General features: G+C 41.9%; 24 protein-coding genes. All 24 read left to right on the top strand.

Annotated features, from left to right (window positions below):
* Positions 1 to 121: 121 nt before the first annotated feature.
* The 24 genes from U2P91_RS07510 (at position 122) to U2P91_RS07625 (ending at position 20985) form a co-directional block, all read left to right on the top strand.
* On the top strand, positions 122 to 316 hold the full coding sequence (locus tag U2P91_RS07510; RefSeq protein WP_026395967.1) for a flagellar FlbD family protein: 195 nt from the start codon (positions 122 to 124) through the stop codon (positions 314 to 316).
* 30 nt (positions 317 to 346) lie between these two features.
* A complete protein-coding gene (locus U2P91_RS07515) occupies positions 347 to 1210 on the top strand; it encodes a motility protein A (protein ID WP_322519347.1) in 864 nt (287 codons plus the stop codon).
* 17 nt (positions 1211 to 1227) lie between these two features.
* Complete coding sequence (locus U2P91_RS07520; protein WP_111887657.1) at positions 1228 to 1974, top strand: OmpA/MotB family protein; 747 nt, start codon at positions 1228 to 1230, stop codon at positions 1972 to 1974.
* A gap of 35 nt (positions 1975 to 2009) precedes the next feature.
* On the top strand, positions 2010 to 3023 hold the full coding sequence (locus tag U2P91_RS07525) for a flagellar motor switch protein FliM (protein ID WP_322519348.1): 1014 nt from the start codon (positions 2010 to 2012) through the stop codon (positions 3021 to 3023).
* Positions 3020 to 4141 carry a flagellar motor switch phosphatase FliY gene (gene fliY, locus U2P91_RS07530; protein WP_322519349.1) on the top strand — a complete coding sequence of 374 codons (1122 nt, stop codon included), beginning with the start codon at positions 3020 to 3022 and terminating at the stop codon, positions 4139 to 4141. Before U2P91_RS07525 ends, fliY begins: the two co-directional genes overlap by 4 nt.
* Before the next feature lie 50 nt (positions 4142 to 4191).
* A complete protein-coding gene (locus tag U2P91_RS07535) occupies positions 4192 to 4554 on the top strand; it encodes a response regulator (protein WP_111887654.1) in 363 nt (120 codons plus the stop codon).
* A 17-nt stretch (positions 4555 to 4571) separates the two neighbouring features.
* Positions 4572 to 4928, top strand: coding sequence for a FliO/MopB family protein (locus U2P91_RS07540; protein WP_162624462.1), 357 nt, complete (start codon positions 4572 to 4574; stop codon positions 4926 to 4928).
* Positions 4921 to 5712, top strand: a complete 792-nt coding sequence (fliP, locus tag U2P91_RS07545) for a flagellar type III secretion system pore protein FliP (RefSeq protein WP_242988627.1) — start codon at positions 4921 to 4923, stop codon at positions 5710 to 5712. Before U2P91_RS07540 ends, fliP begins: the two co-directional genes overlap by 8 nt.
* A 17-nt stretch (positions 5713 to 5729) precedes the next feature.
* Complete coding sequence (fliQ, locus tag U2P91_RS07550) at positions 5730 to 5996, top strand: flagellar biosynthesis protein FliQ (RefSeq protein WP_111887652.1); 267 nt, start codon at positions 5730 to 5732, stop codon at positions 5994 to 5996.
* A gap of 95 nt (positions 5997 to 6091) precedes the next feature.
* Complete coding sequence (fliR, locus tag U2P91_RS07555; RefSeq protein ID WP_111887651.1) at positions 6092 to 6859, top strand: flagellar biosynthetic protein FliR; 768 nt, start codon at positions 6092 to 6094, stop codon at positions 6857 to 6859.
* Between the two features lie 103 nt (positions 6860 to 6962).
* Entirely contained in the window at positions 6963 to 8030 is a 1068-nt protein-coding gene (gene flhB / locus U2P91_RS07560) for a flagellar biosynthesis protein FlhB (protein WP_322519350.1), read from the top strand.
* Positions 8027 to 10087: a flagellar biosynthesis protein FlhA gene (gene flhA / locus U2P91_RS07565; protein ID WP_111887649.1), complete on the top strand. Its 2061-nt coding sequence runs from the start codon at positions 8027 to 8029 to the stop codon at positions 10085 to 10087. The genes flhB and flhA overlap by 4 nt, the downstream gene beginning before the upstream one ends.
* Positions 10088 to 10123: 36 nt before the next feature.
* Positions 10124 to 10960 (top strand): sigma-70 family RNA polymerase sigma factor, encoded by an 837-nt coding sequence (locus U2P91_RS07570; protein ID WP_111887648.1) that lies wholly within the window; start codon positions 10124 to 10126, stop codon positions 10958 to 10960.
* Between the two features lie 14 nt (positions 10961 to 10974).
* Entirely contained in the window at positions 10975 to 11736 is a 762-nt protein-coding gene (locus U2P91_RS07575) for a flagellar hook-basal body protein (protein WP_111887647.1), read from the top strand.
* A 22-nt stretch (positions 11737 to 11758) separates the two neighbouring features.
* On the top strand, positions 11759 to 12460 hold the full coding sequence (locus tag U2P91_RS07580) for a flagellar hook-basal body protein (protein ID WP_111887646.1): 702 nt from the start codon (positions 11759 to 11761) through the stop codon (positions 12458 to 12460).
* Positions 12461 to 12518: 58 nt separating this feature from the next.
* On the top strand, positions 12519 to 13958 hold the full coding sequence (locus U2P91_RS07585; protein WP_322519351.1) for a FapA family protein: 1440 nt from the start codon (positions 12519 to 12521) through the stop codon (positions 13956 to 13958).
* Positions 13959 to 13995: 37 nt separating this feature from the next.
* A complete protein-coding gene (locus tag U2P91_RS07590; protein ID WP_111887644.1) occupies positions 13996 to 14613 on the top strand; it encodes a chemotaxis protein CheC in 618 nt (205 codons plus the stop codon).
* Positions 14610 to 15098: a chemotaxis protein CheD gene (locus tag U2P91_RS07595; RefSeq protein ID WP_111887643.1), complete on the top strand. Its 489-nt coding sequence runs from the start codon at positions 14610 to 14612 to the stop codon at positions 15096 to 15098. Before U2P91_RS07590 ends, U2P91_RS07595 begins: the two co-directional genes overlap by 4 nt.
* 204 nt (positions 15099 to 15302) lie before the next feature.
* On the top strand, positions 15303 to 15806 hold the full coding sequence (locus U2P91_RS07600; RefSeq protein ID WP_111887642.1) for a chemotaxis protein CheW: 504 nt from the start codon (positions 15303 to 15305) through the stop codon (positions 15804 to 15806).
* A gap of 14 nt (positions 15807 to 15820) precedes the next feature.
* On the top strand, positions 15821 to 16852 hold the full coding sequence (locus U2P91_RS07605) for a chemotaxis response regulator protein-glutamate methylesterase (protein ID WP_322519352.1): 1032 nt from the start codon (positions 15821 to 15823) through the stop codon (positions 16850 to 16852).
* Between the two features lie 481 nt (positions 16853 to 17333).
* A complete protein-coding gene (locus tag U2P91_RS07610; protein WP_322519353.1) occupies positions 17334 to 17639 on the top strand; it encodes a hypothetical protein in 306 nt (101 codons plus the stop codon).
* Positions 17640 to 17670: 31 nt separating this feature from the next.
* Positions 17671 to 18168 carry a flagellar export chaperone FlgN gene (flgN, locus tag U2P91_RS07615; RefSeq protein ID WP_322519354.1) on the top strand — a complete coding sequence of 166 codons (498 nt, stop codon included), beginning with the start codon at positions 17671 to 17673 and terminating at the stop codon, positions 18166 to 18168.
* A gap of 114 nt (positions 18169 to 18282) precedes the next feature.
* Entirely contained in the window at positions 18283 to 19902 is a 1620-nt protein-coding gene (flgK, locus tag U2P91_RS07620) for a flagellar hook-associated protein FlgK (protein WP_322519355.1), read from the top strand.
* Positions 19903 to 19956: 54 nt separating this feature from the next.
* Positions 19957 to 20985 carry a hypothetical protein gene (locus U2P91_RS07625; protein WP_322519356.1) on the top strand — a complete coding sequence of 343 codons (1029 nt, stop codon included), beginning with the start codon at positions 19957 to 19959 and terminating at the stop codon, positions 20983 to 20985.
* The last annotated feature ends 70 nt before the right edge of the window (positions 20986 to 21055 follow it).

Raw genomic sequence — 21055 nt, forward strand, 5'->3', positions numbered from 1 at the left:
GGTCAGTCACCAAATGGGTGTTCCACCCATTTGGTGACTGACTGCTGACTGACAGAATAAATTTAAAAAGTTCTGATCAGTTGAAAACCAATTAATAAAAACTATATTTTAAGGTGGAAATATGATAGAATTGACAAGATTGAACAAACAAAAGAATGAAAAATTTCTGCTGAATTGTGAGATCATTGAAATCATTGAAGAAAAACCGGATACAACCATTCGATTGATGAACGGTAAACACTACGTGGTTACAGAGAGTTCAGCGCAAGTCCTTTCAAAGATCATTGCCTATAAACGAAGTATTTTTAGTCGTTAACCACTAAATTCTGACAGGAAGTATATATTTATGGAAATTACAACAATCATTGCCTATGTCTTAGTCGTCTTCACCATGTTTTTTGGGATGACATTTGGAGCATCTGGGTTTAATATTGGTGCACTTGGCAACTTTATTAACGTTCAGAGTATTTTCATCACGGTTGGTGGAACATTCTTTGTTTTGCTGGCCGCATTTCCCATCAAATCTTTTACGCATATCCCAAAACATTTAAAGATGATTCTTTTTAAAAACAAACAAGACCCAGCCGAATACGTCGAAATTTTGACGGAGCTTTCTAAAGAGGCCAGGCGGAAAGGATTGTTGGCACTCGAAGCCAAAGCCGCTGATATTCAGGACGAGTTTTTAAAGGAAAGTGTCTTGCGGATTGTTGATGCCATTGAGCCGGACAAGTTACGGTCCTGGTTCGACCAGAAATTGGATTATATTTCGGCGAGAAACGATGAAGAACGAAAACTTTATGATATGGGCGCTGCCCTGGGACCGGCCTTTGGGATGATTGGTACGCTGATCGGTTTGATTAATATGTTAAAAAATATGAGTTTTGAAGGCGGCGCCAGTACCTTGGGCTCCGATATGTCGGTGGCACTGATTACCACCCTCTATGGCTCAATTCTTGCCAATACCTTGTTTATGCCGATATCGAATAAGCTTGAAATAGCCCAGGAACGTGACCTGCTTATTAAAGAACTGGTGATTGAAGGGGTGGTCGCGATAAAAGAAGGCGAGAATCCTAAATATATTCAGGATAAACTGATGAACTTCTTAACCGAGGCCGAGATCAAAAAAGCAAATGGAGAAGAACCAACAAAGGGCGGAAAAGCAAAAGGTGGAAAAGCAAAAGCTAAAAAAGGAAAAGATGTTGAAAGCTAAAAATAGGGGTATATAATATGGCAAAGCGTAGTAAAAATAAAAAACCGGTCAATAAAGACGCCTGGCTGAATACCTATGCAGATATGATCACCCTGATTTTAGTTTTTTTCATTCTGCTTTTTTCCATGTCAACAATCGATGTCGAAAAGTACAAAAAACTGGTTGAAATCTTCAATCCGGCGGCCGTTTTTGAAACAACCGGAAGTGCCGCCGAGTCAGATGCGGCGACGTCACCCAATGAAGATATTACCGTGGAAGAGATTGTTGATCTGGAAGATCTGTACCAATATTTGAGTCAATATACCAAAGAAAATGGCTTAGAAGATGCCGTCAGCATCGAAAAGCATGACAAAGCGGTTGCAATTAAGTTTATGTCATCGATCTTCTTTGAGCCGGATAGTGCCCGGATAAAAGCGGGCGGCCAGCAAATTTTAGCGGATATCGGTCTGGCTTTTAGGGCCGTGGAACCGACTGTTAGGTCGATTCGGATTGATGGTCACACAGCCCAGGCCGATTCGCCGGTGGATGATCGCGATTTATCCAGTGATCGTGCCAATGAGGTTCTTCGTTTTTTTCAAAATGGTTATATCAGTGATCCCTCAAAATTGTTGTCAGTAGGATTTGGCCAGTATCGGCCAGTCGCACCAAATGATACAGAAGAAAACAGAGCTAAGAATCGTCGGGTTGAAATTATTATTTCTGAAACTGATGATTTCTTCAGTGATATTGCGGAAGGAAACGATACCGCAGTAGTTGTACAATAAAAGAGTAATAAAAGACAATAACGAGGAGAACAAACATGGCAGAAATTCTTTCGCAAAGTCAAATTGATAGCCTTTTAAGCAGCCTAATCAGCGGTAAAGACGAACCGGAAGCGCCAAGCACCAGTTCGGGTAAAAAGGTTAAAGACTATGATTTTAGAAGACCCAAGCTTTTCACAAGAGAGCAGCTTAAACATCTTTTTGGTATCTATGAAAATTATGCCAGGCTGGTGTCTTCTCATATAACAGGAGTTCTGCAAACTTATAGTTTAGTAGAAATTATTGAAGTGGAAGAACAGCAGTACTATGAATTTAATAATGCGCTTCCTGATTCGGTATTGATGGGCCTCATCGATTTTGATATAAAAGACAGTGAAGATGAAGAAGATCTGGTCATTATGGACCTTTCCAAGGACGTCGGTTTTAGTTGTTTTGACCGACTATTGGGTGGCTTGGGAAAGCCGCTAAAGGAAGACCGCGAATTTACTGAAATAGAAATCGGCGTAATGGAATATTTTTATCGCGGGATGATTAACCTGATGAAAAATGTCTGGTTTGATTATCTGGAGATTGCTCCAAGACTGATGAAAATTGAAACCAATTCGCGGATTTTACAGGGCGTTGGGGCTGATGAGAATGTGGTTATCATTGTCATGAGCATCAAGGTAAATGAAACACAGGGGAAAATAAATATTTGTATTCCGGCAACGACCTTGGATATGCTCTTCAAAAAGAAGATGTCTCAGACCAAGAAAAATATAAAAAGAGGAGATCATCTGGCAGAGGAAAAAAGACGACTAAATATTATCAATGAAATTAGAAAAACTGAATTGGAAATTAAAGGTGTATTAGGTGATACCGAAGTTATCTCCCAGGATATTTACGAACTGGAAGTGGGCGATATAATTAAGCTAAACAAACCGGCAAATTCCCTGGTGGATGTTGTTGTCAATGACGAGGTCTGGTTTAGAGGCGAAATGGGCGATTACAAGAAAAAAAGAGCAATACAGATAAAAGAGCTTAATGAGAGAGGAAGTGAACTATTCATATGACAGACGTAGTAGAGAATCCAGAAGCACTGTCCAGCATGGAAATTGATGTCATCGGTGAAGTGATGAACATTAGTATGGGGACAGCGGCAACTGCGATGTCCACCATATTAAATACTAAAGTAAACATTACCACCCCAAGAATTGAAACAATCGGCGTAGACGCCTTTGAGTTCGCTTACCTTGAACCGGTAATTGGTGTATTAATCAATTATGTCGAAGGCATTGAGGGTGCCAATGTCCTGTTGCTCCAAGAGTCAGACATGAAAAAGATCTTGTCGCAGCTATTTGACATGGAAACCAGCGATGATATCGAGTTTGATGAGATCAGCAAGAGTGCGATTGGCGAAATCATGAACCAGATGATGGGGGCAGCGGCTGGGGCCCTGGCATCATTTTTGGGAAAGGTGGTCAACATTTCACCACCAATCCTTCTGGATACTACCAATAAGTCCAGTATTCGCGAGTTGTTTTCGCTCAAGGGTGAAAACCTGGTCAGCATAAAGTTTAACTTAAGCATTGAAGGACTGGTTGAGAGTGAATTTATTAGCGCCATGGAACCGAATCTTGCCCGGGAGATTGTATCCATGTCCATGGGTGCAAGCGGTATGGGTGATGAGGAAGAAGAAGCACCTCCACCTCCACCGGTTCAGCCCCCACCCGTTCAGCAGGCGCCGGTTCAACCGGAAGCGGCATATCAGCCACCGCCCCAAGCACCCCAAGCACCCCAAGCAGAACCAACCCGGGTGGTTAGAAATGACCCGCCACCGGCAGCCTATGCGCCGCCGCAGCAACCGGTACAGGTAAACCCTTACGAGTATCGTCAGTTAGGGGTCGATCATAACGTCAACATACCCGGAGATAATTTGGATTTGCTGATGTCTGTCCCCATCCAGATTACGGTTGAACTCGGTAAAACCAGAAAAAAAATAAAAGACATTGCCGAATTAACCCTGGGAAACATCGTTGAGCTGGATCGACAGGCCGGAGATCAGGTGGATGTTATCGCCAACGGACGATTAATCGCCCGAGGGGATGTGGTGGTTGTGGATGACAACTATAGTGTTAAAATAACCGAGATCATAAAAGTCAGAGAAAATCCAGACCCCCAAAATAGCTAAGAATTATAAAGACAAAAATAAATGAGAAGAATGGATAAAAGGAGAACAAAATGAGTAAAATTTTAATTGTAGACGATGCGGCCTTTATGCGGATGATGATCAAGGACAGTTTAAAAAAAGGTGGCTTTAGTGATTTTATTGAAGCAGAAAATGGCGAAATCGCACTGGCGGAGTATAAGGAAAACCGTCCCGATCTGGTGCTTTTAGATATCACCATGCCAGTGATGGATGGAATCCAGGCGCTCCAGGCCATTAAGGGTTATGAACCACAATCAAAAGTGATTATGTGTTCAGCCATGGGTCAGGAAGGAATGGTTGTTGAAGCGATTAAAAATGGCGCCCTTGATTTCATTGTTAAGCCATTTAAGGCAGACCGTCTGATCCAAACCGTTAAAAGCGCCCTTGGCGAGTAATAAAAAGCAGGTCCAAGGTGTTTACCAGTGATGCATTTTCGATTTTTCTGGCACTATTGGGGACCGTGGGTGTCATTGTTTTAACCTATTATGGCAGTCGATGGTATGTTGAGCGCTTTATCAAAAGACCGGGATCATTGTCCGGCGGCCACCATATTCAGGTAATTGAAAGACTGATTGTCGGGAAAAGCGGTTCAATTATCATCATTGACGTGCAGGGCGTCCAGTACCTGGTTGGGGTAACTGAACAACAGATCCAAATTTTATCACAACTGGATCAACCAATTTCATTTCAAAAAAAGCAGGAACTATCGAAAGAGAGCTTTTTGAGTATGGTCAAATCATTTTCTCAAAAGGAAAAACAGAATGAATAAAAAAGTTATGACACATAATAAAAACAGCAACAGCATTTTAAAAAAAGCATCGATCATCATGCCGATGCTGGTCATTTTGTTTTTTCTGACGGCGGCAACAGCCCATGGCGCAGAACTGACGGTAGAAGGTTTTTTAGCCGGAGAAAGTTCGGATACGGTAAAAATTATCGTCTTAATGACCTTGATTGCGATTGTACCGACCCTGCTACTAATGATGACATGCTTTGGCAGAATTATTATTGTCTTATCATTTTTGAGAAATGCCCTAGGTACCCAGCAAACACCACCCAATCAGATCCTGGTGGGATTAGCTTTGGCAATTACATTTTTTGTGATGTCACCGGTATTAACTGAAATTAACACGGTTGCATTGCAGCCCTATAATGCCGGAACCATCGACTCCCAGCAATTCCTCGATCAAGCAGTTGATCCCATTAAAGAATGGATGCTAAAGCAAACCACCGCAATGGATGTCGATTTGTTTAAAAGTTTATCGGTTCAGGCGGGTCAGCAGGGCATTGAAAATCTGGCACCCCAGGAACTACCGCTGACCATTGTCATTCCAGCCTTTATCATCAGTGAGCTGAAGCGGGCTTTTCTGATTGGTTTTTTAATCTTTATTCCATTCTTACTCATCGATATGATTGTTTCAAGTGTGCTGATGTCGATGGGGATGATGATGCTCCCGCCGGTTATGATTTCCCTGCCATTTAAGATCATGTTATTTGTAGTGGTGGATGGATGGGGTCTATTGGTAAAAACCTTGATCATGACCTATAATTAAGTAGAAGGGAACAGCATATGGGTATTGGCGATTTAATTGGAGTTTTTAGAGATGCAGTATTTACCGGGATGAAGGTCGCAGGGCCAATCCTTTTAATTAGTATGTTAGTGGGGCTGGTGATCTCAATTATTCAAGCCGCCACCTCAATCAACGAACAAACCATGACCTTTGTGCCCAAACTGATCATCACAGCCCTGCTGATGGTTATTACAGGGGGATGGATGTTGCAGCAGATGATGGATCTGTTCTTTCGGATATTTGAACTCATTGCGACAAAGATCTAATGCGTAGATCAAAATTCATGGATCAAATGGATGAATCTAAACGATGGTGCTAAAATATCCGGAGATAGTAGAAAAAATAAGCATGGGTGATAAAGATGACCTTTGACATGAATCAGTATCTGATTTTTCTTTTAGCCAGCTGCCGGACAGCGGGAGTTATTTTTTTTAATCCCATCTTTGGCAGACGAGGGGTTCCCACTATTCTGAAGGTGGGATTATCGCTGGCGCTTGCCCTATTTGCCGTTTTTGAGTTTAGTGCCGTCCAAGTGATCAACTATTCCGCGATCGAATTTATCGGGGCGATGCTTCAGGGATTTATCATTGGGATGGTCATAGGCTTTATCATGCAGATGTTTCTATCAGTATTCCAGATGGGTGGAGAGCACATCGATATGCAAATGGGTTTGAGTATGGCTTCGATGTATGATCCCTCCACCCAGGCAAACGTCACCGTCACCGGAAATTTATTGACAGCCATGTATGTCCTGATCTTTTTTGTCTCAAACGCTCACCTGGCATTATTTTCGGTGGTGATCCAATCATTTCAGGTGATTCCGCTAGGCTTAGGCAATATCAGTGACCGGGTCGGCGTCTATATCATTGAGCTGATGTATTATATTTTTATCTACGCCATCCAGGTAGCTATTCCGATTATTGTCACCGAGCTCATTTCTGAATTTGCTGTCGGCATTTTAATGCGACTGGTACCCAATATCAATGTCTTCGTTATCAATATTCAAATTAAGGTGATGATTGGTTTAATTGTAATTTTTACCTTGATACCGGCGTTAGCAAATTTTATGACCCGAATGAATTTGCTGATGATGGAAAAGATCACTCAGGTATTAACTTTTTTTATTTGATTTATAACTTTCTCATAACGTAATTATAGTGTTCTTAGATCGTCTTTTATACGATTTTTGGATAATCTACCGATGCATAATCAAAACCTAATCGGAGAAAAAAATGGCAGGATCAGAAAAAACAGAAAAGGCGACCCCAAAAAAAAGAAAAGACGAACGAAAAAAGGGTAATACCTTTCAAAGCATAGACGTTGTCAGTGTGGTGTTGCTGTTTATGGCATTTTTTATGCTTAACCTGATGGTGCCGTTCATTTACCAACAGCTGAAAAAGAACTATCACGGGCAAATGGATAAGGTAGCAAGCATGGATACCCTAACCGTAACCAGTGTCGGCCAGCTTTTTAGGGAGGCAGCCTTGGTATATTTTGTTTCGGTACTACCGGTAGCGGTTGTAATTATGATCATCGCCATTATTATGTCAGGAGTGCAGACTGGCTTTCTGGTAGCTGCTGATGGATTAAAACCTAAATTTAATCGGATCAATCCCTTATCCGGTATCAAAAGAATGGTATCAATACGATCAGTCGTTGAACTGCTTAAATCGATGGCCAAGGTGGCCTTAATCATTGGGGTTATTTACACCACGATTTTAAGCATTATTCCGATGACACCCGATATGTTGGCTACAAAATTGGACGCGAATCTGATATTTATGAACGATCAGATTATCTCGATGGTGCAAACCGTCTGTCTGATTTTTTCAGTGGTGGCAATTCTCGACTACGCCTACCAGCGCTATGATTATGAAAAAAAATTAAAAATGACCAAACAGGAAGTTAAGGACGAGTATAAGCAAACCGAAGGAAATCCTGAAATTAAAGGCAAGATCAGACAAAAACAACGTGAAATGAGTATGAGCCGGATGATGCAAATGGTGCCTCAGGCCGATGTGATCGTCAGAAACCCGACCCATTACGCAGTCGCTTTAAAATATGATATGGATCATGATGTCGCCCCGTTAGTACTCGCCAAGGGCAAAGACCATATCGCGATGAGAATTGTCAGCGTCGCAGCAGAAAACAAGATCCTGATTAAGGAGAACAAGGCACTAGCTAGAGGTCTGTATGAGTCTGTCGAGATCAATGACTATATACCCGCTGAACTGTATAAAGCCGTGGCCGAATTAATGGCCTGGGTTTACAGCAATAAAAAGAAGGAAACTGTCAAATGAAAATCATTCAAAACCTTGTCGTCGTCTTTGTCATTCTGACAATTGCCCTTATTATTATACCCTTACCACCTTTTATTTTGGACTTCATGTTTATTTTAAACATTGCCATATCACTCATTATTCTCTTAACAACAATGTATATCAAGGGGCCGCTGGATTTTTCAATCTTTCCATCAATGCTCTTAATTACCACCCTATTAAGGCTGGCCTTGAATATTTCTTCAACCCGTCTGATTCTTTCAAATGGTGGGAAAGCCGGGGCCGTCATTGAAACCTTTGGTTCCTTTGTTCTGGGTGGTAATGCTGTCGTTGGGTTTGTTGTCTTTATTATCATCGTTATTGTACAGTTTATTGTTATCACTAAGGGCGCCGAACGAATTTCAGAAGTTTCCGCCCGATTCACCCTGGATGCGATGCCGGGAAAGCAAATGTCCATTGATGCCGATCTGAGTTCCGGTGCAATTACCGATATTGAGGCCAAGGAAAGACGGCTAAAAATTCAAACCGAAGCTGAGTTCTATGGTTCCATGGATGGGGCCACCAAGTTGGTAAAAGGTGATGCGGTCGCATCAATGATCATTGCCGTTATTAATCTTGTCGGCGGAATGATAATTGGGATGCTGCAGGGCGGCATGGCCCTTGCAGAGGTCGTTTCAGTCTATACGATTGCTACCGTCGGGGATGGTCTGGTCAGTCAGGTACCGGGATTGATGATTTCTGTTGCCACCGCGATGATTGTTACACGGGCAGCGTCCGAAAACAACCTGAATGTGGATGTCAAAAACCAGTTTTTATCGCAACCCCAGGTTTTAGTCATTGCCGGTATTGTTATCGCTTCAATGGCACTTATTCCCGGAGCGCCGGCATTCCAGATTTTGTCTTTGGCAGTACTGCTCAGCGGGTTTGGCTTATTACTGATTCGTCGCTCCAACGTCAAAGTGGTAGTGGATGAAGCCGAACAAATGACCCAATTGGTCCAGGAAGAAAGCAGTGAAGTTGACTTCTACCGAAACATCGACAACGTTTACAATGTTATTGGCGTTGAGCCAATTGAAATGGAATTTGGTTATTCGCTATTGCCGATGGTCGATGAAGGCAGCTCTGGTAATTTTATCGACCGTATTGTTATTTTTAGAAAACAATTTGCTGTTGACATGGGGGTGGTAATTCCGACTGTTCGGTTAAGAGATAATGGACTTATCAACCCCAATCAGTATATAATAAAAATTAAAGGGGAAGAGATTGCCAAAGGTGAAGTACTGGTAGGCTATTATCTGGCCCTTGACCCGTCAAACACCAGTGAGCCCATTGACGGGATCGAAACCATTGAGCCGGCCTATGGCATCAAGGGGAAATGGATCACCGAGAATGAAAAGGAATTGGCTGAAGTTTATGGCTATACGGTTATTGATGCCCTGTCTGTTATTGTGACCCATATGTCAGAAGTGATTAAAAAGCACATGCATGAGCTGTTAAGTCGGCAGGATATCAACACCTTGCTGGAAAATGTATCAAAGTCAAATCCGGCCATTGTTGACGATGTTATCCCAAATATTATTTCGATTGCCGACTTCCAAAAGATACTCATAAATCTCTTAAATGAAGGGATTCCCATCAGAGACTTGGAAAGTATCTTAGAAACCCTGGGTGATCATGGCATGAATATTAAAGACACCGACATGCTCACTGAGTATGTCAGGCAGAAGCTCAAACGAACCATTACCAGAAAATACACCGATGGCAATAGCATCAAGGTCATTGCTCTGGATCAGGAAATAGAGAACATTATCCTTAATTCGGCTAAGAAAAATGAACACGGCACCTACCTTGCTATTGATCCCCAGGTGGTGCAGACCATTGTCGAGAAGGTAACCGAGCAAATCGAAAAGCTAAAAGAAATTATTGACCATTCGATTATTCTCACCTCCCCCATCGTGCGTATTTATTTTAAGCGATTAATAGAACAATTTCTGGCAGATTTAACCGTCCTTTCTTTTAATGAAATAGATACAAATATTCAGATTCAAGTGATCGGAATGATAAAGCTGGAAAATTAATCTACGCAAATCCTTTGAAGTATAAGGAGTGTCAAAATGAATGTTGCAGAAAAAAATAACGAAGATAAGAGCTTAGAAACGAAGCCAGACAAACAACCAAGAGAAAAAACGCTGGAGGAAAAGAAGACTGAAGAAAAGATCATGGTGCTCTGGCAATTATATAAAGAACAGCGGACAACCGAGGTTCGTAATGAAATTGTGCTGCAATATACTGGTCTGGTCAAGAAAATTGTGTTACGGTTTAAGGGAAGTTACAATAATTTTGGACAACTGGACGATATGGTCAATCAGGGGATGATTGTGTTAATTGACGCGGTAGAGAAGTTCAATCCGGATTTGGGCAATAAATTTGAAACCTTTGCGACGCTAAAGATAAGAGGTTCAGTTGTCGATTTTATGCGAAAACAGGACTGGGTGCCGCGGAGCCAACGGAGTCTTTCCAAGGTGCTAGAAGAAACCTACGGTGAATTATATGCTTCACTGGAAAGAGAGCCTTCAGAAGCAGAAATTGCCGCAAAAATGGGAATCTCCGAGGCAAACCTGCAAAAGATCTTACAGCAGCGGCACAACGCCATTGTCCTTTCCTATGAAGAGGCGATTAATGAAAAAATGATGGAGGTATCCCCGCTGATAACGGAAGAGAAATCCGACGATTCACCAGAATCACGAATGCTCTATAATGAACTAAAAGAAAAGCTGGGGGAAGCGGTCGATCAGTTAAAAGAAAAAGAGCGGCTGGTGGTATCGCTTTACTACTATGAAAACCTAAAATTAAAAGAAATTGCTGAGGTGCTGGGGGTGACCGAGTCAAGGGTGTCGCAGATCCATTCCCAGGCCATGATTAAAATGAGAAATCGCTTAAAAAACTATTAACAGGAGGTGTTACCATGGATAGAGGATCATACGCAGCAGCAGCTGGCATGTTCTCCGGACAAAAAGCAATCAATGTATTGGCTAACAATGTGGCAAATGTCACCACGGCAGGCTATAAAAGTCAATCCACAGTCCAGTCAACCTTTGCCGAATATATGATTTCACGAATGAGTACAAACCCAAGAATCGCTGAGGCCGAAATTGGAGCGGGCGCTTACATTACGGTTAATGATGGGCAATTCACCGATTTTACCCAGGGTATTTTTGAAACAACCAATCGCACCGTGGATATGGCCATTCAGGGACAGGGCTTCTATGTGATTCAAAACGCTAATTTTGGCCAGGTGCTCACCCGTAATGGCCAGTTTGAACTGGATGCGCAAGGCTTTTTAACCTTGCCGGGGGTGGGCCAGGTGCTCAACAATGGTGGGCAACCGATTCAACTGACGGGTAGCGAATTTACCGTCAATCCCAACGGTACTATCATTCAAAATGGCGCTCAGGTAGCCGTTCTGAATATTTCAACAGTCGCAAATGGGGATGAACTCACCCAGGTTGGTGAGGGTTACTTTCAAGCCGAAAACGGCTTTCAGCCAGCGCAAGCAGGAAGTTTCAGTCTACTGCAGGGAATTCTTGAAAAATCCAACGTTAATATGACCGATCAAATGAGTGACATGATTGCCAGGCAAAACAATTTTACCTCATGTACCCAGATGCTTAAGATCTTTGATAAAATCAGTGAAATTGCGTCGAATACCATCGGTAGAGTCGGATAATTAAAAAAGAAGGAGTACGATTATGATAAGAGGATTTTACGCTTCAAAACTTGGTATGATCGCGCAACAGAATAATCTTAATACCATTGCTAACAATGTGGCTAATATTAATACCGTTGGATTTAAACCTCAGAATACGGCATTCTCGGCATTATTATACGAAAATATTGATGGTGGCGGCGGCGTTGAAATCAGCACCGGTCATGGTGTTAAGGTTCAAAAAATCGGTATCGATTTTACCCAGGGGTTTCTTAAACCAACCGGACGAACCCTGGATTGTGCCATTGAAGGGCCGGGATTTTTTGCCATACAAAACAGAGAAACCAATACCACAACATACACCAGAGATGGGGTATTTCACATCAGTGTTGAAGGTGAACAAAATTTTTTAGTTGATGCCAGAGGAAACTACGTCCTGGGACAGGACGGAAACACCATCAATATTACCGATGGCTTTGATGCCACGACCCTGGGGGTTTTTGCTTTTGATAATCCCTATGGTCTGACCTTATTAGGAAACAATCAATTCGCAGTATCGGATTTATCGGGTCAGCCTGAGGCGGATGCGCAAAGTACCATAAGAACCGGCTATCTGGAATCATCAGCTACCGATTCGGCCACGGAAATGGTTAAAATGCTGGAATCAAACCGGGCTTTTTCGTTTAATTCCAGAATTGTTCAATCTACCGATGAAATGGAAAAGACAGTCAACCAGTTAAGATAGACATTGTTTAGAGTGGACGTGTGAGTTAAGAAAATGTTTATGGAAAAGGGGATGGATTATGAGTGAGGAGAATGCAAAAACAGAAAATGTAAACTTGATTGAGGTCAGTATCAGTGACGATAAAAGACAAGGCTTCATCAAGCTGGAAAAGCAGGAAGAAGGTAACACCGTTTTTACAAAAGAAGCGTTACTTACGGCCCTGGCGGAAAAACAAATTGAGCATGGCATCATCGACAGTGCGGTACAAAAACTGGCTCAACGGCCAATTTTTAATATTCGCATTAAAGTAGCAGAAGCGACGGCTCCTGTTGATGGCAAAGATGGCGTCGTTAAGCTGTTCGTGAAAAAAGATGCCGATTATAAACCGGAATACAGTGAAGACGAAACGGTTGATTATAAGAATCTTGACTATTTCCAGATGGCCCAAAAAGGTCAGGTTCTTTGCGAGATCGAAAAAGAAACAGCGGGAATAGCGGGGAAGGATCTTTATGGACAGCCAATTCCTGCCTACAAAGGCCGAAAGCCGCAGGTGCCAGCCGGAAAGAACACCAGTTTGAACGAAGATGAATCAAAGCTGATGGCCGACTGTGATGGCATTATAAAATTTGTTAGCACAATCAATATTGATGAAATGATGCATATCCGCAGCAATATCGATTTTTCAACCGGAAATATCAATTTTCCTGGCGACGTTACCATTGATGGCGATGTCAGCAGCGGGTTTAGCGTTAAAGCCGGGGGAAACCTGATTATAAAAGGTGTGGTAGAAGATGCGGTCATCGAATCAGCCGGAAATCTGGTAATCGCCAAAGGGATTTATGGTGGAACGGCTGGCGAAGTGACGGCCGGAAAAGACCTCCGTTGTAATTACATTGAAAATGCCAGTTTAAATGTAAAAGGTGATATCACCGTGGACTACATCATCGACGGAAAAATAACCTGCGATGGTAATATTCACCTGTCCGGATCAAAGGAACTCGTAATCGGGGGAGAAATAAAGCTTCGGGGAGAGCTTGTGGCCAGAAACATTGGAAACGAACGGGAATATCCCACGGTGATTCGTATCCTGGGGGAAAAAGCCGTTGATCAGGCTGAACTCGACCGATTAGAACTAAAAAAAGAAGAAGCAAAACTGCAACTTGAAGAAAATAAAGCAAAAGAAGCACAGATCAATGGATTGCTATTGACGCAGGAAAAGAACAGTATTTTAAACCGCAATCATAAAAGTTCTGGAATGGAGCAAGTCAAAACCCTGAAAAAACAAATTGACAGACAGTTTATGCTACTTAAAAAAGAACTCGAAGAAATTGATAACGCCATTGGCTATGTGAAGAATCAGGGGATTGTCAATTATTTTGGTTCCGTTTCAGTAAAACGAAAACTGTACCAGGGAACTCGGATCTACTTTGGTGATATGCTCTTTTCATTTGAAGTTGACAGTTTGGAACATTGCAAAATTTATTGGGATCAGGATGATATTGTCAACGGGATGATGTGATGATAAGAAACTAGATTAGTTAGAAAGAGGTAAAAATTTGTTCGAGAACTACGATGAACTAAATGAAATGCAAATTGATATGCTCCGGGAAATTGGGAATATCGGAGCTGGGAATGCAGCGACCGCCTTAGCCACCATCTTAGATGAAAAAGTAGATATGAGTGTTCCCAGTGTACGCATCACCGGTTTTGATGAAGCCGTTGAAAACTTGGGTGGGGCAGAAACCATGACGGTGGCGGTGCTGGTCAATTTTAGCGGTGATGCCCACGGCATGATCATGTTTTTACTGAATGTGGAAGACGCTAAGAGCATCATGGATATTCTGGTTGGTGAAGATGAAAGTGATGAAGAACTGAGTGAAATGAAAATTTCAGGGATCAAAGAAATCGGTAATATTTTGGCATCATCCTATGTCAATGCTATTTCAGCATTAACCGGACTAACCATTGAAGTCTCCGTTCCTTATGTCGCCATCGATATGGTTGGTGCTCTGATGAGTGTGCCAATTATTGAGTTTGGGGCAATTGGTGACAAACTAATGTTTATTGAAGAAAATTTCCTGGGTGAAACCAACGATTTAAAAAGTAATATGATCATGTTTGCCGAAATCAATACCTTAAAAACGATTATGCAAAAACTTGGACTCGAAATATGAGCAAGTCGATTGTAATTGGAATATCAGATTATAAATTAGCGAAGGGCCCGGAGGTACTCGTCACCTACGCTTTGGGTTCCTGTGTGGGAGTATGCTTATACGACAAGGTTTCAAAAGTTGGGGGATTGTCGCATATTATGCTGCCGGACAGCACTAATTTTTCAAATAAAGATATAAATCGCAAAAAATTTGCGGATACCGCTATTGTTGATCTGGTTGATGAAATGAAGCGAGCCGGATGCGGCAATAACCGCATTGTAGCAAAAATTGCTGGCGGCGCCCAGATGTTTGCGGTTCAGCCGGGCAGTAAGCTGGGTGCCATCGGTGAACGCAATATAATCTGCGTCAAGCAGGTGTTAAACCAGCTGCGGATTCCCATTCTGGCAGAAGATACCGGATTGAATTTTGGACGAACCCAATATTTTGATCTGGCAACCGGCATCATGAAAATCCAGTCACTCAATCGGAAAATTGAAGAGTTCTGATCTTTAAACCGTGTCCGTTGCTGAGCATTTCATGCCCAGCTTTTTTATTAAATTGAATTAAGGTTTAAAAGTCGTTTATTCGGGTAGAAAAAGAACAAGAATTTTACTAATGAGATGAATAAATTAGGGTGTACCTTTTTAAACGTTTCAAGTATAATGGTAACAACGAAAACTTTAAAAAAATATTTAAAGAGGAGATTTATAATGGCAGAGAATGTTGTAGATAATTACAATCTGGAAGAAGATACCCAGCACGGTAGATTTCTAACCTTTTCATTAGAGGAAGAAGTATTTGGCATTGAAATAAAATATGTTACTGAAATCATTGGGATGCAGTCGATTACAAAAGTCCCGGAAGTGCCAACCTATATCAAGGGGATTATCAATCTGCGTGGAAAGATTATTCCGGTTCTTGACGTAAGACTACAGTTTGGTAAAGAACCCGTGGATTATAACGACCGAACCTGTATTGTGGTCATTGACATTGAAGCAGTCTCTGTGGGACTGATTGTCGACAACGTAGAGGAAGTCTTAACCATCGACGATGAAGAAATTGCACCACCACCATCAAACAAAACTGGTTTTGAAAATCGTTTTATGAAAGGGATTGGTAAGGCCGGCGGTAAGGTTCAATTGCTTTTGGACTGCGAACGGTTGTTAAAAAATGAAGAAATAGAAGTGATTGAAGAATTACTTGAAGAAAAATAGTAAGGGGAGCCGTGATGAGACTTAAGCAGAGAATTAAGGTGCTGATCGTAGACGATTCCCTGGTCTTTCGTGAGTCTCTATCAAGGGAAATATCGAAAGATCCCGACATTGAAGTCGTTGGAACAGCAACTGACCCCTATATGGCCAGAGATTTGATTATCAAATTAAAGCCTGACGTATTGACCCTGGATGTTGAAATGCCGAAGATGAATGGCATCGAATTTTTAAAAAAACTGATGCCCCAATACCCTTTGCCGGTTATTGTAGTCAGTTCGGTTTCTAAGAATGTCCTGGACGCCCTTGATGCCGGTGCCGTAGAATTTGTTACCAAGCCCAATGTTTCAAGGCCGGGTGGCATGGCTTCGTTTGTCAATGAGTTAATCATTAAAATTAAAATTGCCTCCACGGCTAAGGTTGGCAACCGTAAAAGTGATTATACCCCCAGCCATCCCATTGCCAATCAGGGGATTGACACCCAAAGCAAGATCATAGCTATCGGTGCCTCAACCGGCGGAACCGACGCGATTCATACTGTTATCTCCGGCTTGCCCAGGGATATGCCCCCGATTATTATTGTTCAGCATATGCCGCCGGTGTTTACCAAGCTCTATGCCGAACGGTTAAATAATACCTGCGAGCTGGAAGTTAAAGAAGCAGCGGACGGAGATGATTTAAGACCAGGTCGGGTTTTAATTGCCCCCGGCAGCTACCAGATGCGGCTGGCCAAAAGAGGACCCGGTTATATTGTTAAGTGTACCCAGGAAGAAAAGGTTAGCGGCCATTGCCCATCGGTTGATGTTCTTTTCGATTCTGTGGCCGATGTGGCTGGAAAACAGTCGCTTGGCGTCATTCTTACCGGCATGGGCCGGGATGGTGCTAACGGTCTGCTTAAGATGCATAAAAAGGGTGCCTACACCATTGGCCAGGATGAAAAATCCTCGATTGTTTATGGCATGCCAATGGTTGCCTACAACATCGGCGCCGTGGACAAACAATTGTCCCTGGAGCGCATCGCCGACGAAATCATCCGGTTCTTATCAAAATAGTTTTATCACTAGACACGGGCGGGTACTACCCGCCTCTACGAATAGAAACAAACCAACGCAATAAACACCAACGTAACGCATTGTCCCGGGCGGGTACTACCCGCCCCTACGAACAAAAATAAACCAACGCAATAAAAACACTAACGTAATGCATTAACCCGTAGGGGCGATTATCAATCGCCCGCATGCGAAATGCAACAAAATAATTTATAGGAACCTAACGAATTAACCCGTAGGGACAAGGGTCTGACCCCTAGGTCATTATCAATCGCTTGGAAAATCGCCAGTCCCCCAATAATCCAGACATCACCACAGATGATGCCTGGATTATTTATATATCTTCCCCCCTCCCCCCCCAATTATTTTCTATCTTTTTCTAAAGTATTCTTTTATAATGACGATATGTATAACAAGAGATAAAATAAAGATTAATCAGCAAAAATAAATAAACGTATTGTATAATAAAGAAGGAGGTTTAGTCATGAAAATTTTATCAAGCAATAATCCCGTAGTTCAATCCAAAACAGGTCAGGATACAGCAGCAGAATCGAGCCGTCGTCTGGATTCGCAGAAAAAAGACATCGGCAAGAATAAACAAGACAGCAGCAGTATTTCAAACAGCCGTAGTGCGTCCTTTGAAGACAATCGCGTATCTACCGCCAAATCAGCGATCCTATACGATGTTACCGTCAAAGAATCAAGTCGTTTGGGTGAATTAAAAGAAGCCGTTAAAAACGGAACCTATCACGTACCAACCGATGCGTTGGTCGATGCGCTTCTAAAATAAGAAAATATAAAATTCTCGAGGAGGCTTAACTATGCCTGAAACAATAAAATATAAACAAACTTTAGATAGTTTTTATGACTATCTTTTCGGGGTTATTAAGCTTCATCGTGATACCATACCCAAGCTTAAAGATGAGCTGATGCTGATTCAGAGTAACAGCATCGATGAGCTAAGTGATAACCTCAATCACCAGCAGATCTTTCTGTATCAGATTAAGAACTTTGATCAGGATGTTGGCGATTATATGGAAAAATTGGGCGTTAGTGGTAAAAACATTAGTGAAGTAATCGGTCAGTTTCCCAAAGACGAGCAAGAACGATTTGCAAAACTGCTGACAGAATTTAAAGAAGTCGCTAAAGAAATAGAGTTTTATAAAGATAAATGTCAGACTCTTCTGCAAACAAAATTGTATATGGTCAACAAGAATATTGCGCAATTTGAAGCAAAACAGGAAAAAACGACCTATGGAGAAGATGGCAAAGAAGAGGGCGGTGTCAAACTTCCCAGTGCTTTTGAAAAGAGCGTTTAGTATACGTGCTCGGGGGTCAGATCCTCCTAAATCGTATAATGTAGGGGCGATTATCAATCACCCGGGGGTCAGACCCTCGCCCACAAACAGGGATCAGAGTAAAAGGAGAAAATAATGGCTGCAACATTTGTATCATATAATATCGCCAGCAGAGCCATGGAGGCCAGTCAGGCAAGTATCAATATCGTTGGGAATAATATTTCCAACATTAATACCGAAGGTTATACTAGACAACGGGTGGATGTTGTCTCCGTAACAAATAGCGGTATGGTTCAAAAATACGCTAATCCACAAATATCTTCCGGTCTCGGTGTAAAAGCCACTGGAACAACCCAACTCAGAGATCCGTACATCGATGCCCGGTACCGTAACCAGAATTCAGAAAATAGTCGCTACGAAACCATGGTCAAAGGGCTTACCAATTTAGAAGATGTCTTTGATGAAGCGTCAGCACAAGCTCTGATGGGAGAGTTTTCCAGCTTTGTTCTAGATCTTAATAGTTTGGCACAAACGCCAGGCACCTCGGATATTGCTCAGGTTGTGCGTTCGGCAGCAGAAAAAATAACTCAAATGATGAACATGTATGCCAATCAGCTTGACGAGATTCGAACCGAGCAGACTGAAAACCTTGAAGTAACGGTCGACAGCGAATTTAATACCTTTGTTAAAAATATCGCGGCGTTAAATGAACAGATTCAACGGGAAGAAATTTATGGCAACACCCCCAACGAGCTCTACGATCACCGTAACCTGCTTATTGATAAATTATCGGGAATTGCGAATATCAAAGTCAGCATGACGCCAGCCGATGTGATCTCGGAAAATCTTTCCATTCCCCATTATCGCATTACCATGGAAAATCCTGGTGGCGGCGAACCGATTACGATTGTGGACAATGGTAAATATGCAGAGATGAGTCTTGACGCAAAAACGGACCCCCTCAATGTTAAATTATCAGTGGTGGATACAACCGGAAACTTAAGGGATGATGCCAACGATCTGATTAGTGATGGTAAGCTGCATGGCTATTTAAGTATCATCAACGGCAAAGGAACCTTTGCAAGTGCGACTGAAAATAATGCCAAAGGCATTTATTATTATAACGAAAAAATAAACATTATGGCAAACAAATTTGCCGAAGAGTTTAATAAGATAAACAGTGATATTTTTGTCGAAGACACGACGGATCCTATAAATGGTTATAAACAAAATGACTTTGCGACCAATCCGTTAAATCTATTTACCGATGATTCAGGAACATCAACAGCGAATTTAACAGCCCGAAATATCCAGGTATCAACGGAATGGCTAAAAAACCCGTCCTACATTAACACGACCAAAAAACCATTTATTGAGGGTCTGCCTGCGACGACTGATTATAAGGCAACACCATCAGAACCGGATAATGTCCTGCGAATGATTGAGCGAATGAGTGATCAGATTGATTTTAAAGATAGTATGGGAAGTACTATCTTGTCAGGAACTTTTAACGAATATATGACCAGCGTGGTTAGCGAAGTGGGAACCGACGTAGAGCTGTATACCAACTTCTCTAAAACGGCCACGAATGTATTCCAGACCATCTCAGACTCCAGGGATTCGGTTTCAGGGGTGTCTTTAAATGAAGAGGGGATTAACCTCTCGGCTTTCCAGAAGGTCTATAATGCCGCCATGCGCTATTTTAACGTGCTGGATGAAAACCTTGATAACGTCATTAACAAGATGGGCGTATAAACGTCCGGTTGGATTTACCATATATACCGTATATAACGGAAGGGAAGTGAAGAAATGAGAATTACCTATCGCATGATGACCTCAAGATATTCAAATAATTTAAATAATTTATCGGTAGATTTGGACAAACTGAATACCCAGGTGGCCACTGGCAGAAAATATGCCAGAACATCTGAGGATGTATCCTCGGCCGTTCGGGGCTATCAAATAAGGCGGAACCTATCCAAGGTAGAAGGTTATCAGGATAACATAAAGCATGCTGATGCCTTTTTAACGAACTCGGAGAGTACTGTAGGTCAGATTGAGTCTTCGCTCGCTGAAGCGACAGATAAGATTTTGCAGGGGATGAACGGGACCCAAAGCGAAGATACGCGAAAGATTATTGCTACCGAACTTCGTTCCATTCAAAGTCAGTTATTGGAAACTCTTAATACTAATACATCGGGAGTGTATCTTTTCGGCGGAAGTAATAACGAAAAACCGTTTGTAGTTGTAAATGATAAACTTCAATATAATGGCACAAATTTGGATGATTTGAATGAAGGAACGCCTGCAGAGATTGAATTGTTAGAATCATTAAAGAAAGACTCTTTGTATGTGGATATTGGCTTAGGTGTATCATTCGACCAAACTTCGGGAGAAGTGGAACGAAATAGCGTGTTTAATTATTCTGTCCCTGGAGTTAATTTTGTTGGAAATGGAATAAATTCGACTACGGTTTCGGGAGAAGATGTTTCAAACAATCTTTATGATTTACTAGGCAGGATTGCCACAGAGTTTGAAAAAGCGGAAGGCGATTATTCACACGATACTGTAGATAGTCTTTATGGTTTATACCAGTCAAATAGTCAAAGAACCTATCAAACGACGACGGAAATTGGTGCAAAAACTCAGTATCTGGAGTTTATGACCAACCGTTATGAAACGCAGAATTTTAATCTGGAAAAACGACAGACTCAAGTTGAAGGGGTTGATGCAGCCTATACCTACATTGCTTTCCAAAGCCAGAAGGTAGCTTACCAGGCAGCCCTTCAAATGGGGCAAAGTGTGGTTCAACAGTCTGTATTTGACTATATGAGATAATATTATCAATGATGTAATAAATAAAATCAAAGCATTTTGGAATGTGTTAGTCATCAGAATAGCTTTAGTA

Source organism: Acetobacterium sp. K1/6, assembly GCF_034438075.1.
Taxonomy (GTDB): domain Bacteria; phylum Bacillota; class Clostridia; order Eubacteriales; family Eubacteriaceae; genus Acetobacterium; species Acetobacterium carbinolicum.